Annotated in this window: 16 protein-coding genes, 1 riboswitch and 1 other annotated feature; of the genes, 2 read left to right on the top strand and 14 right to left on the bottom strand. The window is 46.5% G+C overall.

Annotated elements, in window-relative coordinates:
* Window positions 1–35: 35 nt before the first annotated feature.
* Complete coding sequence (locus AB447_RS06200) at window positions 36–941, top strand: LysR family transcriptional regulator (RefSeq protein ID WP_048355250.1); 906 nt, start codon at window positions 36–38, stop codon at window positions 939–941.
* Here the strand turns inward: AB447_RS06200 and AB447_RS06195 are convergent.
* The 7 genes from AB447_RS06195 to AB447_RS06165 all read right to left on the bottom strand — a co-directional run bounded on the left by AB447_RS06195 (window position 938) and on the right by AB447_RS06165 (window position 7,746).
* Window positions 938–1,342: a VOC family protein gene (locus AB447_RS06195; RefSeq protein WP_048355251.1), complete on the bottom strand. Its 405-nt coding sequence runs from the start codon at window positions 1,340–1,342 to the stop codon at window positions 938–940. The genes AB447_RS06200 and AB447_RS06195 overlap by 4 nt on opposite strands.
* Window positions 1,343–1,463: 121 nt before the next feature.
* Window positions 1,464–3,878 (bottom strand): leucine--tRNA ligase, encoded by a 2,415-nt coding sequence (gene leuS / locus AB447_RS06190; protein ID WP_057957477.1) that lies wholly within the window; start codon window positions 3,876–3,878, stop codon window positions 1,464–1,466.
* Between the two features lie 112 nt (window positions 3,879–3,990).
* Window positions 3,991–4,202 (bottom strand) — a binding site (T-box leader).
* Window positions 4,203–4,304: 102 nt separating this feature from the next.
* Window positions 4,305–4,634, bottom strand: a complete 330-nt coding sequence (locus AB447_RS06185) for a DUF4257 domain-containing protein (protein ID WP_156415969.1) — start codon at window positions 4,632–4,634, stop codon at window positions 4,305–4,307.
* A 215-nt stretch (window positions 4,635–4,849) separates the two neighbouring features.
* A complete protein-coding gene (locus AB447_RS06180; RefSeq protein ID WP_048355253.1) occupies window positions 4,850–6,019 on the bottom strand; it encodes an MDR family MFS transporter in 1,170 nt (389 codons plus the stop codon).
* A gap of 146 nt (window positions 6,020–6,165) precedes the next feature.
* A complete protein-coding gene (locus AB447_RS06175; protein ID WP_048355254.1) occupies window positions 6,166–6,606 on the bottom strand; it encodes a hypothetical protein in 441 nt (146 codons plus the stop codon).
* A gap of 100 nt (window positions 6,607–6,706) precedes the next feature.
* Window positions 6,707–6,940: a hypothetical protein gene (locus AB447_RS06170; protein ID WP_048355255.1), complete on the bottom strand. Its 234-nt coding sequence runs from the start codon at window positions 6,938–6,940 to the stop codon at window positions 6,707–6,709.
* Window positions 6,925–7,746 carry a MetQ/NlpA family ABC transporter substrate-binding protein gene (locus AB447_RS06165; RefSeq protein ID WP_048355256.1) on the bottom strand — a complete coding sequence of 274 codons (822 nt, stop codon included), beginning with the start codon at window positions 7,744–7,746 and terminating at the stop codon, window positions 6,925–6,927. Before AB447_RS06165 ends, AB447_RS06170 begins: the two co-directional genes overlap by 16 nt.
* Before the next feature lie 55 nt (window positions 7,747–7,801).
* Window positions 7,802–7,907, bottom strand: a riboswitch (SAM riboswitch).
* A 119-nt stretch (window positions 7,908–8,026) separates the two neighbouring features.
* Here AB447_RS06165 and AB447_RS06160 point away from each other — a divergent pair.
* Window positions 8,027–8,707: a sunset domain-containing protein gene (locus AB447_RS06160; protein WP_048355257.1), complete on the top strand. Its 681-nt coding sequence runs from the start codon at window positions 8,027–8,029 to the stop codon at window positions 8,705–8,707.
* A gap of 28 nt (window positions 8,708–8,735) precedes the next feature.
* Here AB447_RS06160 and AB447_RS06155 read toward each other — a convergent pair whose 3' ends face one another.
* The 7 genes from AB447_RS06155 to AB447_RS06130 all read right to left on the bottom strand — a co-directional run bounded on the left by AB447_RS06155 (window position 8,736) and on the right by AB447_RS06130 (window position 13,587).
* Entirely contained in the window at window positions 8,736–10,067 is a 1,332-nt protein-coding gene (locus tag AB447_RS06155; RefSeq protein WP_046129329.1) for an ABC transporter permease, read from the bottom strand.
* Window positions 10,057–10,755 carry an ABC transporter ATP-binding protein gene (locus AB447_RS06150; RefSeq protein WP_048407150.1) on the bottom strand — a complete coding sequence of 233 codons (699 nt, stop codon included), beginning with the start codon at window positions 10,753–10,755 and terminating at the stop codon, window positions 10,057–10,059. Before AB447_RS06150 ends, AB447_RS06155 begins: the two co-directional genes overlap by 11 nt.
* A gap of 12 nt (window positions 10,756–10,767) precedes the next feature.
* Window positions 10,768–11,751 carry a hypothetical protein gene (locus AB447_RS06145; RefSeq protein WP_057957476.1) on the bottom strand — a complete coding sequence of 328 codons (984 nt, stop codon included), beginning with the start codon at window positions 11,749–11,751 and terminating at the stop codon, window positions 10,768–10,770.
* Window positions 11,745–12,623 carry an ATP-binding cassette domain-containing protein gene (locus AB447_RS06140; protein WP_057957475.1) on the bottom strand — a complete coding sequence of 293 codons (879 nt, stop codon included), beginning with the start codon at window positions 12,621–12,623 and terminating at the stop codon, window positions 11,745–11,747. Before AB447_RS06140 ends, AB447_RS06145 begins: the two co-directional genes overlap by 7 nt.
* The gene (locus AB447_RS06135; RefSeq protein WP_046129333.1) at window positions 12,616–13,008 is read right to left on the bottom strand and encodes a GntR family transcriptional regulator; all 393 of its coding nucleotides are present in this window, start codon (window positions 13,006–13,008) and stop codon (window positions 12,616–12,618) included. Before AB447_RS06135 ends, AB447_RS06140 begins: the two co-directional genes overlap by 8 nt.
* 47 nt (window positions 13,009–13,055) lie before the next feature.
* Window positions 13,056–13,196 (bottom strand): hypothetical protein, encoded by a 141-nt coding sequence (locus AB447_RS26155; protein ID WP_172796325.1) that lies wholly within the window; start codon window positions 13,194–13,196, stop codon window positions 13,056–13,058.
* A 112-nt stretch (window positions 13,197–13,308) separates the two neighbouring features.
* Window positions 13,309–13,587, bottom strand: a complete 279-nt coding sequence (locus AB447_RS06130) for a YtzC family protein (RefSeq protein ID WP_048355258.1) — start codon at window positions 13,585–13,587, stop codon at window positions 13,309–13,311.
* Window positions 13,588–13,617 lie beyond the last annotated feature (30 nt).

The following is a 13,617-nucleotide window of genomic DNA, read 5'->3' as shown; positions in this document are numbered from 1 at the left end:
TTTTCGATATTAGAAAAAAAGGAGACCTGACACAGATGGAAATCCGCCACTTGAAAACATTCAAAACCATCGTCGAAATCGGGGGATACACCCGTGCGGCAGATTATTTGGGCTACGCACAATCGACGGTGACTTCCCATATTCAGGCGATTGAACAAGAATTGAGAAAGCCGTTATTCTATCGTTTAGGAAAAAAGATGCTGCTGACGGAAGCGGGGAAACATCTCCTTCCTTATGCAACGAAGATGATCGAGCTGTATGAAAAAGCGAGGTACATTTCTGCAGACGATGAGCAGCCATCCGGAAACCTGATCATCGGCGCTTCCGAATCGTTAACCGTCTACAGGCTGCCGACGATCCTTCATGAATATAAAAGCAAGTATCCGCAGGTGACAGTGACGCTGAAGTCTTCAACATGCTGGCAGCTTAGGGATGAGTTGAGACAGGGGAAAATCGATGTCGCTTTCTTGCTGGATGAAGAGCGGAACGAAGAGGACCTCCATATTGAAAAACTCGTGGACGAGCCGATGGTATTTATCTTTCCAAAGGGGCATCCGGCAGGGAAAACCGATTATCAGCATTTGGCGTTCAGCACAAATGAGACGTTTTTATATACGGAGCACGGGTGCAGCTACAGAGACTTTTTTGAAGAATATTTGCATAATCAAGGCGTCGTCACCGATAAGACGATGGAATTTTGGAGCGTGGAGGCCATTAAACAATGCGTCATGTGCGGGCTGGGCGTCTCTCTCCTCCCGATGATCACAACCCGTACTGAAATCAGCGAACAAAAGCTTGAGGGCATCATGGTCAAGGACGCCCTCTTTTCTACCCAAATGGCTTATCATAAAAACAAATGGTTCTCTCCGGCGATGACTGCTTTTACAGAAATCGTCCGCAGTCAGGCTGAAAAGTGGCGCGAAGCAAGCATAGCCGGCTAAATTCCTTCCGTGTTCATCAGCACGATCCGCCAGCCGTCGGGATCTTCGATCGTTACGCCTTTTTCTTCCCAATACGGGTTTTCCGGAGGCACCTCTTCATACCCCATGTCAGACAGCCTGTTTGCAATCGCTTTGATTTGATGAAGATCAGGGATGTAAAAAATGAGAAGGTTGTCTTTCGTCGGGGCGGGACACGGGCTCCCGTTTTCGTGTGACGTAAATTCAAGGTGATACAGGGAATTCGGCAGGCCGAACATCGCGCCATCGTAGCCTGCATGCCCGGAAAACTCACCGATTTTTTGTAAACCGAGACCTTTCTCGTAAAAGGCGATGACCTCTTCAAAACGGTCTGTCGGTCTTGCGATTCGGACCTGCACGGCGGAAAAATCGGCAAACTCCATATTCATCAGCTCCTTTACCCCTATTTTAATACATGGGCGAAACGGCTGAAATCAAACATAAGCTAAAAGATCCAAGGCTTAGGATCGAAAAAACCCCTTCGCGAGGAAGGGGTTTTTGCTTTTAGTTTGCGACAATATTGACAAGCTTGCCCGGAACGGCGATCACTTTTCTGATCGTCTTTCCTTCAAGCTGTTCTTTTACTTTTTCGTTGTTTTTGGCCAGTTCCTCAAGCTGTTCTTTGTTTGCGTCAGCCGGAACGTTTAACTTGGCTTTTACTTTCCCGTTCACCTGAACGACGATTTCGACCTCATCATCGACAAGCTTCTCTTCATCATAGACAGGCCATGCTTCATATGCGATCGAGCCTTCATGGCCGAGACGGCTCCAAAGCTCTTCAGCAAGGTGCGGTGCAACAGGAGAAAGCAGTTTCACAAAGCCTTCCATGTATTCTTTCGGAAGCTTGTCCGCTTTATACGCTTCATTGATAAAGACCATCAACTGGGAAATCCCCGTGTTGAAGCGCAGCCCTTCGAAATGATCTGTCACTTTCATTACCGTTTCATGGTAGACGCGTTCAAGCGTTTCGCCCGCTCCTTCCGTAATCTTGCTGCTCAATTCGCCATTGTCGTCGATGAACAGGCGCCATACGCGGTCAAGGAAGCGGCGCGCTCCGTCAAGGCCTTTCGTAGACCAGGCAATCGAAGCGTCGAGCGGCCCCATGAACATTTCATACAAACGAAGCGTGTCTGCCCCGTGCGTCGTGACGATTTCGTCCGGATTGACGACATTGCCTTTTGATTTGCTCATTTTTTCATTGTTTTCGCCAAGAATCATTCCCTGGTTGTAGAGCTGCTTAAACGGCTCTTTTGTCGGCACGACTCCGATATCATAAAGGAATTTATGCCAGAATCGCGCATACAATAAGTGAAGAACGGCGTGTTCTGCGCCACCGATATACATATCGACAGGAAGCCATTTCTTTAATTTTTCAGGAGACGCGAGTTCATTCGGATTTTTCGGATCAATATAGCGCAGGAAGTACCAGCAGCTGCCGGCCCACTGCGGCATTGTATTCGTTTCCCGTCTTCCTTTTTTGCCTGTTGCAGGGTCTGTTACTTCGACCCATTCTTTAATGTTGGCAAGCGGCGATTCTCCCGTACCGCTCGGCTTGATTTCAGACGTTTTCGGCAAAATAAGCGGCAGCTCTTCTTCAGGAACCGGGGTGGATGTTCCGTCTTCCCAATGGATGATCGGAATCGGCTCGCCCCAATAGCGCTGGCGGCTGAACAGCCAATCGCGGAGGCGGTATGTCACTTTTTTCTCGCCTTTGCCGTTCTCTTCAAGCCACTCGATCATTTTTTCGATCGCAGCCGCTTTATCGAGACCGTTCAGAAAATCGGAGTTGATATGCTCGCCGTCGCCTGTATACGCTTCTTTTTCAACGTTTCCGCCTTTGACAACTTCTTTGATCGAAAGACCGAATACCGTTGCAAATTCATGGTCGCGTTCATCATGAGCCGGAACCGCCATGACCGCTCCAGTGCCGTATGTAGCCAGGACATAATCGGCGATCCAGACCGGAATTTTTTCTCCGCTCGCCGGATTAACCGCATAAGCGCCTGTGAAAACGCCTGTCTTCGTTTTTGCCAAATCGGTGCGCTCAAGATCGCTCTTTGACTGAACTTCGGCAATATAAGCGTCGACCGCATCTTTTTGTTCAGGCGTCGTGATCTTTTGGACCAGATCGTGTTCAGGAGCGAGTACGGCGTACGTCGCGCCGAACAGAGTGTCGGGACGGGTCGTGAAAACCGTAAACATGGCGTCCTGGCCGTCGATTTCAAAATGAACGTGTGCACCTTCAGAACGGCCGATCCAGTTGCGCTGCATTTCTTTAATGCTCTCCGGCCAGTCGAGCTCTTCAAGGTCTTCGAGCAGGCGGTCGGCATATGCCGTAATTCTCAGCATCCATTGCTTCATCGGACGCCTTTCGACAGGATGACCGCCGCGTTCGCTCTTTCCGTCGATGACTTCTTCGTTGGCGAGAACGGTTCCGAGCGCCGGGCACCAGTTCACAGGCACTTCATCTACATAAGCGAGGCCTTTTTCATAAAGCTTTAAGAAAATCCACTGTGTCCATTTATAGTAGTCCGGATCTGTCGTATTGACTTCCCTGTCCCAGTCGTACGAAAAGCCGAGCGCCCTGATCTGGCGGCGGAAATTATCGATGTTCTGCTTCGTAAAGACGGCAGGGTCATTCCCCGTATCAAGCGCGTATTGCTCAGCCGGAAGCCCGAATGCATCCCAGCCCATTGGATGCAGGACGTCATATCCCTGCATGCGCTTCATGCGCGAGAGAATGTCCGTCGCCGTATAGCCTTCCGGATGGCCGACATGCAGGCCCGCTCCAGACGGGTACGGAAACATATCCAGCGCATAAAACTTCGGTTTGGATGTATCTTCAAGCGTGGCAAATGTTTTGTTTTCAAGCCAATAGTCCTGCCACTTTTTCTCGATTTTTTGATGATCAAAACTCAATTGTAAAAACCTCCTTTGAATGTACGTACGGCATCCTTGCATACAAGTATGGACGGGACCGGCATCGTGATATTCAGATTATTCCAAAATCAAAAAAACTCTCCCATCCCTAAAAAGGGACGAGAGATTCGACTTCCCGCGGTACCACCCTTGTTAGTGTACATTCATACACTCACTTGATATCTTTAACGCAGATGCACGGCAGCAGCTCATCACTGCTGCAACTCTGAGGCGAGTTCGGAAGCCCAACCTGATTGACTTTCACCAGCCGTCAACTCTCTGTGACAGATGGGGCTTCTTACTGCTCCTCTTCACTGTTCTTGCCGTAACCGTAATCTTATCTGTATTTTATAGAATTCTGTTCATAAGTGCAAGCAGGTTTGTATACAATGGGAATGTGCTGAAAAAAGGGTAAGAGTGAGGATCTTAATCGTGTGGAGAATCGTTTTGCCGTCCGGAGTTTTGTACATTTGCCTGCTGTTCTCTGACAAAGTCAAAGCTTCTCAATACAGCTTCACCGCCGTAGCCTGCAACAATGGATAAAACCACGAGCTGAATTCCGGAGTCAGGTTCCGCAGATAAAACAAGCAAAATAGAGGCAACCATACCGACAAGAATATCTTCAAAAAAACCGAGGTAAATAAATCGTTTCGTCGTTCTCGGTTTCTCGAGCCGTCCTCTTTTTTTAATGTGCCCGAGAACCCCCATAATCCCTCCAATCAAACAAGCAACAAAAACTTGATGCAGCATCTTCATCACCTTCCTAAAGCCCTTAGATTCGTCAAGCGACTTCAGGCCATCGAGCAGCCCCCCTAGAACCCTTCGCGATGATATTCGATACTACTACAGAAAATGTGTTCTGTCTCTGAGAAAAAAAAGCTTGTTTCTTCCATTATATGTGAAGAATTAGGTAATAATCTTGATTCCTTCGATTCATTTTCACATAATCACAATTACCTATTTTTTCTATATTAAACAGAGAGCTGCTTTTCTTTTCGAGCGTATAAAAATGTTGTTCCTATGCTGATCATCAACAAAACGAGCAGAACAGCCAATAATGCCTGCATGCTGAAAAAATCAACGATCATTCCGCCGAACAGCGGCCCGATCATTCTTCCTCCTGTCGCCATGCTGTTGACGAAACCTTGGTAAAACCCTTCTTTCCCCCGCGGTGCGAGGCGGTTTGCGATCGTCGGAACAGCCGGCCAGACGAGCATTTCCCCGAGCGTCAGCACGATCATCGCGCCGAGGAAAACCCGGAAAGATTCAGCGGCAAACAGCATGCCGTAAGCAAACATAAAAATGATGAATCCGCTCACGATTTGTTTTTTCAGCGAATTGGCAAACCGGTGGACAAACATTCCGGTAAGCGGCTGGCCCAGAACGATGAGCGCACCGTTGACCGTCCATAGCAGACTGTACTGCCCGAGCGATATGCCGAGATCCTGCGTATGTGAAGCGATCGTTGAAGACCATTGGGAATAAGCGACCCAGCCGAGAAGATAGCCCGTACATACGAGCATGAGGGCCGAAAATCTTGATTTTCCGCTTGCGCCGGCAGCATGATCCACAACGGATGACTGTACTGCACGTTCTGTGCGAATATGTCTGAATCCAAAACATGCAATCGCGAAAAAAACGGCATAAAGCATCGCATTCGCAAAAAAGACATAAGCGAATGAAAATGATGCAACGACTCCCCCAAGCGCGGAACCGACAGCGACTCCGGCATTTTGCGCTACATACACGGCATTAAAAGCCTTTCTGCCACCCTCGGGCCAAACCGCTCCGGCCATTGCATAGCACGCAGGGAACACAACACCCGACCCGAATCCGACAGCTGTCAACAAGAGGATATAAGCCGTCCAGCCATGAAAAAACACGAGGGCGGAAAGGCTGGCAAACGTGATCACGATTCCGATAATGACAGATTTGAATCCGCCGATTTTATCAAACAAATAACCGCCGCATAAATTTCCGATGACATTGGCGCCGGAGTTGAGCATCAGTACAAACCCGGCTGCGGTTAACGATTTCCCTAAATGGTCGTGAATATAGATGGTATTCAAAGGCCACAAAAAAGAAGACCCCGTTACATTGATAAACATCCCGATGATCAGCATCCATAACGTACGCGGCATTGTATTTTCCTTCTTTCTGATTTTCGTTCCTTCTAGATTCTATTCGTTTTGGCCATTTTTTTCAATGGAGGGAATTCGGTTTTTCTTCATAAAAAAATCCCTTTTTAGAAAGGGTATTTTTTATAATATTCGGAAAAATATTTTACTTAAAGGGGGCGGGGCTTGTTTTCAGGTCCCGGACCATCGTTCAGTTTTATCCTGTCCGGCTCAGCCCCGCTCCCGTTCCGCGGAGGTTTTACGGTTCCAAGCTGTTCGAATGACGGCGGACGTTCAGCTCCGTTTCTTACGTCCATTGGCGAACCCGGTTCTCTCATATAGCAGCCGGGTTTTTTGTCATGTTTCTTATTTTGAAGTTCCGCAAACACCCCGTTTTGAAACTGACCGGCGTAAGGCTTTTCCTCGCGATTCGGCTGAAAGAACGCCGCAAAACGAGCCGTTTTTGCGGGCTGAATATCAAAATACTGTTCTTCAGCAGAACCGATTTTAATCGTCCGGCTGCCGCTTTCTGTTCCGTTTGCACATGAAATGATGAGCGTAATCACTCCTGCCATCCCAAGCACGCCTGTTAAGATTGAAAATTTTATCACGTGAAACGCCTCCTATCATAAAAAAGCTACCGGAAAAAGTTCGCAGATTCGGAGGACCGGTCTCTTCTTCGTTTTTCACCGGTTACATATTATCGGAATTTTAGCTTTCCTGCTTTCTATCGGCGATTTCGCATTTCGTTTTATATACAACCTGTTTTTCGGCGGTTCTCCAGCCCTCCTGAAAAAAGTTTTCCAATGTAACAGAAAGCGCGAGAACGAAAAAAAGCCGGCAAGATGCCGGCTCCCTGAGACTGTCTGAGGTTCGAAGCAGCACAGCGGCATCTCCCGTGCCGTTGCAAGCCGTATGGTCGCATGCCGCTATTCGGTCATCCATTTCGGCTTTCCGAACCCGGCAAATTCTTTGTCAATCGTTTTTTCGAAAGCCTCCGATTTGACCGCTTCTTTTAAATCTTTGGCGAATTGTTTATCTTTGTTTTTCCCGTCGACAACGATTTGGTTGCGGTAGCGGTCAGGCATGTTTTCAAGCGCAAGGGCATCCTGCAATTTCATGTTTGCAGACAGGGCGAAATTGCCCGGTACGGCGGCGATGTCAAGGTCTTCAACCGCCCTTGGCAGGTTGGCGGATTCGAGCTGCTTAAACGTCAGCTTTTTCGGATTGTCCGTGATGTCGCGTTCAGAAGCCTTCAATGTGTCGATGCCGTCCTTCAGCTTGATCAACCCTTGATCCTTTAGCGTTAAAAATGCCCTGGCGGCGTTAGCCGGATCATTCGGTATAGCTACTTGGGCCCCCGCCTTGACATCTTTCAGAGATTGATACTTGGATGAGTACAAACCCATCGGTGCGGTCGGCACCGAAATCAGAGCGGCGAGATCTTTATCGTTTTCCTTATTGTAAGCCTTCATAAAGACTTCATGCTGAAACAGATTGGCGTCAAGCTCGCCTTCCGTCAATGCCGTATTCGGCTGCACATAGTCTGTAAATTGAACGACATCCACTTGATAGCCGTTTTTCTCAAGCTCAGGCTTAATCGCCTTTGTGACCATATCGTAATAAGGGCCTGCGGTTGCACCGATTTTAATCGTCTTGCCTCCGTTTGCCGCGCTGTTTCCGCATGCGGCAAGAAGTGCGAGTATTCCCGCCAATGCAATTGTTCCCCACAATTTTGTCCATTTCTTCATTCCAATCTCCTCCTCAACATAAAAAAACTCTTCCAGTCCGCCTGAAAGAGTTGATCACTTATCTTTCAGAATGCGTCTGACATTCTGCTGGATTTAGCACCTTGCATATGCAGGTTGCTGAGATTTCACAGGGCCAGTCCCTCCATCTCTCTTCATAAGTTACATATTTGATTCCCTTCATTTTACGTATGAATATTGAGATTTGCAAGAACTTTTTCAACCTAAACATTTTTTTCATAATGAGTTAAAATATGAATATCAGAAGAAAGGAGACCCAAAAATGGAATTTTTCTATGCAATCGGATTTTTATTCTTCACTTTTTCGCTCGGCTATGCTGTTTTTCATTTGATCAGAAAAAAGTTCTTTTCGCCTGACAAACGATTCTCCAAAAAAATCTTTTATCCCTTTCTGATAGGCGGTTTTCTCCTTTGCGCTGCGACATCACCTTATACGGATCAGAAAACATACGCCGGGGAAAACGAAACGAAAGAACAGACGGCTCAAATCAAAGAATTGACGTCTGAGAAAACGTCTCTTTCAAACGAAATCAAATCATTAAAAGAGCGGATTCAAGAAACGAATGAAACATTGGCATCCGTAAAAACAGAGAACGAAACGTTAAAAAAAGAAAATGAGAACCTGCTCAAAGAAAAGGACAAGCTCGCGAAAGATAAGAAATCAGCAGAGAAAAAACTGGCAGGCGTCCAAAAAAACAGCGCAAAAACGAAGCAGGCCCAGGCAGATAAGCAAACAGAAGCTGCTTCAGCCGGGCAGAATAAAAGCTCAGGCTCTTCCAAAAAGACCGCAGAGCACAGTCAGGAGTGCAACATTAAGGGAAGCGTCAACAAAATTTATCATACGCCTGGAAGTACATACTATGACCGCACGAAAAACGTCGTCCAATGGTTTTGTTCTGAACAGGAAGCACAAGACGCGGGATACAGACCGCCAAAACGTTAAAAAAGCCGGCGCGCTGCCGGCTTTCTTTCTATAATTCTCTTCTTAACGCAGTCAGCACGTTCGTTCTCGTCGCTTTGACGGCCGGATTCAATCCTGACAGAATCGCAACCCCCATACTGATGACAGTCGCAATGATGACAAGGCTCACCGGAATATAGGAGAACGTGATGCTGAAATCCTGTGCGCTCCCTTCGCCTTGGGAAACCGATGACAAAATCACGGGGAGAAGCTTGTTCACCAGGAAGCTGACACCGTATGAGATGATAACGCCGAATACAGATCCGATGAAGCCGATATAGGCGCTTTCCATTAAAAACATTTTGCGGATGACGTTCGGACTCGCACCGATCGCTTTCATAATTCCGATCTCCTGGGTCCGCTCCGTGACGGCCATTGTCATCGTGTTGAAAATGCCGATCGCAGAAATCAATACGGCGATTACCCCGACGAAAATCAGTCCGATTTTAAAAGCCATAAAAAGCAGGTTGACGCTGTCCAGCTTTTTCGTGACAGAATCGACGAAGAAGCCTTTGTCTTCCATATCTTTCGTGAGCTGATCGACATGTTCAAAGTTGTCCGCATAGACTGTCAGTTCTTTTTCTATATCACCGCTGTCTTTATCCGCTTTCAGAAAATCGGTAATCCCTTTCTGCATGTCATTGCTGACATAGACGCTGGAATCGCTCACCCAATCGTAAGAAGGCTTTTCCATTACCCCGACAACCTTAAAGTCATACGTTTTTTCCTTGCTTTTTTCTCCTGTCTTTTCATCTACCTTCTCAATCTTTAATTCTATCGTCTTGCCGAGAATATCTTTTTCATATCCTTTAGGTTCTTTTATGTCATCTGGATTGTTTTCTTGCTGCTTTTGATATTCTTTCGCTTCTTTTTTCGTCCACAGCATCTTGCCGAAATGATAGCCGACGACGATTTCATTCGGCGATTTCGCCACGCGTCCGCGGTCCAGTTTGATGTTCGCTTTTTGCTCTGCCGCCATATCGGTAAGCATCAAATAACCGATTTGCTCATTGGTCCGATTGCCAAATTTGGCTTCTACAGGCGCCATCACTCTTGTACGTTCAATAACGGCTGCTACATCGCCGCGTTTCTCAAAGTCTTTTAAGTCTTTCTTTTGAACAGGCTTGTCGCCTTGCCCTTCTTTTCCTGCGACATCGATTTTCGTGACAATCTGATCTTTCATCAGCTGCTCGGTCATCGACTTTTGCAGCCCGAAGCCGACGGAGGCGAGCACGATTAAAAACGCGCAGGCCACCGTTGTCGCCAATATTGTCATAAACACCCTGAGGCGGTTTTTCTTCATGTTTCTTCTGATGAATTTCAGCTGGTCCTTAAACTTCAACGGTCTCTTCCCCTTTCTCCAACACCCCGTCAAATAAACGGAATTTCGTATCTGCGATCGACGCCACCTCGTCATCGTGGGTAATAATAATGAACGTGATGCCTCTTTCTCTGTTCAGCTGCTTGATGAATCCGAGGATTTCCTGCTCTGTTTCGGAATCAAGGCTTCCCGTCGGCTCGTCCGCCAAAATGATCGACGGGTTTAAAATCAGCGCCCGCGCGATGCTGACGCGCTGCTGCTGTCCTCCGGAAAGCTCGTTCGGATAATGGCCTGCATGGTTTTCAAGGCCGACGCGGCGCAGCATGTCATTCACCCTTTGCTTGCGCTCCGCCGGACGAACGCCTTTTAATGTAAGGGGCAGCTCAACGTTTTCAAACGTCGTCAGACTCGGAATCAGCTGAAAGCTTTGAAAGATAAAACCGAAATGTTCAAGGCGAAACTCCGCCCACTCTTTTTCGCTGAATCCCGTCACATCCGTACCGCCGATCATGATCTTTCCTTCTGTCGGCCCAATATAGCCGGAAATCAGGTTTAACAGCGTCGATTTCCCTGAACCGCTCCGCCCGACGATACAGGCGATTTCTCCTTTTTGGACGGTAAGCGAGACGTCCTTCAATACTTTGATTTCGTTTTCCCTTCCTTTTTTTCCAATTTTGAATGAATGGTGAATGTGCTGAATGTCGATCATTTTCTCTCTCCTTTATAAATGCTTCATTTTTTTATAAATGGCAAAGTAGCTGATGAAAAAACCGATTACCGCGCCCAGGATCATGCCGAACACATATCCTATCATTGACTCGCTGGCGCCATAGCCAAAATATCCAAATGACAGAATACCGGCGATAATAACAAATACTTGAATGGGCCGATCAAGCTGTTTCCATAAGAAAAAGCTGCCGCTTCGCTCACTCGCATGTTTCACAAAGCTGATATATCCGATACCATAAAACACAATGCTCATAGCAGCCGGAATCAGCAAAATATACTTTGATTTCATGACCCACACTGGATTGACATAAATAATCGGGATCATATATTGAAAAATTGTAGAATCAACAATAGGCAACCTATCCCAAAAGAGATCCCTGCCTATAATGACCCTGAGATTTAAAGCCGGCAACACCAAAATTAAAAAAGGCAGAATCGTTACCGTAAAAGACGTTAAAAGCTGGGCAAATATATTTCCTGTTAGCGCTCCCGCAGCCATGACCAGGGCATACGCCATAAAACTGATGATCATTGAACCGATCATAAAGTGGTCGAAAAACTCGACACTGCCTGGTTTGAGAAAGATGATCAACAGTTTCGACAACAGGTAGCCTAGCAGCTGGGCGCCTACTATCATAGTGCTTCCCATCCAAAATTTCGTATTAAACACCCGACCTCTTGAATACGGCAGGCTTAACGTAAAATCCAGCAGCCCTTTGCTTCGCGCAATTCCCAGCTGGGCTACGGCCAAAAGAACGCCGGGTGCCCAGAAAAATTGAAGCGAACCGCCGGTTTCATAATTCAGATAAAATTCGCAATCTCTAGGATTCCAATTGTCATTATTCAAACATCCCTGATAGGAAAAATATTCGCTTATAATTGAAAGAGGAGTGCTTAAAAACAAAAGAAAAAAAATCGCCAACAACAAAGCTTGATGCTGCTTCCACTCTTTATAAAGCAATCCGCGGTCTACCATCTTCGCTTCCCTCCAAACTTCGCGATGAATACTTCCTCAAGGCTGACAGGAAGCTCGTTCCACACCTTAGGCGACAAGCTTTTGAGGAACTGCCTGCTCACATCGTCTCCTTTCGGAATGAGCACTGTATAAAACACGCCTGTATGGTCTAAAACAGGTATGTCTCTCTCCCTGATCTTCACATTGACGTCTTCTTCAAACGCCATTTGAATTTTGATAAAGTCTTCTTTCAGATCGTCAAGGTCCATGACGTTTGACAGCGTATTGTCTTCGAGAAAGCCGATCCGGTTGCACATCCGCTCTATATCTTCGAGCCTGTGGGATGTGATCAGAATGGTCGTATTGTGTTCGGCCACTTCATCGACCATCAGCTGAAGGACGTCATGCCTTGTGACCGCATCGATGCCTTCTGTCGGCTCATCGAGCAAAATGACCGCCGGGCGGATGGCAAATGACAAAATGAGCGACATTTGCTTTTTCAATCCTGTCGACAATTCCCGGTATTTTTTAGTTTCAGAAATCCCGTAGCGGTTCATTAACTCGTTTGCATATGTAACATCAAAGTCCGGATATATGCCGCGCAAAATCGCAACGAGCTGTTTGTAGCTGTATTTCTCAAAAAAAGGATTTTGCACCGGCATGTACACGATGTTTCGCTTCACCAACGGATGGTCCTTGATTCTAATGCTGTCGAATAAAATGTCTCCCTCGTCTGGAAGAAGAATCTGCTGAATGAGGCGAAGAAGCGTCGTTTTTCCCGAGCCGTTTCTGCCGAGCAGTCCGAAAATCTCTCCTTCTTCAAGCTTTAAAGAAACGTCTTTGAGCACTTCTTTTCCATCGATCGTTTTTGATACATGCTTTAACTCAATCATCTGCCGCGCCTCCTTTCACCTCTTCACTGATTTCCGCGATCCATTCATATAGCTTCTGAATGTCGATTCCGGCGTAGTGTGCATCGATGATCAGCTGTTTTAACTGCTCTTTCATCATCGTGATCTTCCCTTCATCAAGCGTGACTTTCGCGTTTTCTGAAATGTATGTCCCTCTTCCCCGCAACGTTTCGATAATCCCTTCGCGCTCAAGTTCTTTATAGGCTTTGCTTACCGTATTCGGATTTGCAATGATGATCGTCGCAAGCTCTCGGACAGAAGGAAGCTTATCTCCTGGTTTCATTATTCCTTTTAAGCAAAGCTCTTTCATCTGCTGAATAATCTGCTCATAAATTGGAGTCGAGCTTCTTGGATCGATTTGGATCATCTGTCTCCCTTCTTTCTCATTCAATCTCTTCAATTAATGGGGCATCTTTAAATCTTCAGAAAAAACGCGATCCCCATATTTTCCTGAAGCATAAAACCAAGCGTTGCAAGAGCAAACAAGAAAGAACAGGCGATAATAAACGCCAGTACAACCATTGGCTTCTTTGCTTTTTTATGTTTATCACTCATGAAAGAAAGCTCCTTTCCACTCGTGTATGAATTGTATCACTCGATGTAGTACACCTAATACAATAATTACACACAAGCGATTTGTCAACAATTTTTCCAAAAAAAAGACCCTTTAAAAGGGCCTTTCATACGATCTCTCGAGAATCATATTATTTTGAAGGGCTTGCAGCTGAAGCCTTTTGCGGTAAATTTCCTCCCTTTGCTGCGCATTGGCAAACAGTGAGAGCTTATTTAAATCGTTGACTGCATTTTCAAGCATCAGCTGCGCATTGCTGTACTCTGTCTCATTGTAATGTTCCTGCTTGCTCGCAGTTTCAAATTGAGTCAAAGCATAATCGTAAGCATCATCGCTTCTTTGGATGTGTTCTCCGACGGATTGTCTTGTAGCCAAAGAAAACCCCTCCTTAATGGAAAATTCCAT

The organism is Bacillus glycinifermentans (assembly GCF_001042475.2).
Classification (GTDB): domain Bacteria; phylum Bacillota; class Bacilli; order Bacillales; family Bacillaceae; genus Bacillus; species Bacillus glycinifermentans.
Note: the sequence above shows the minus strand (reverse complement) of the source record. Positions and strands in the feature narration are given on the sequence as shown.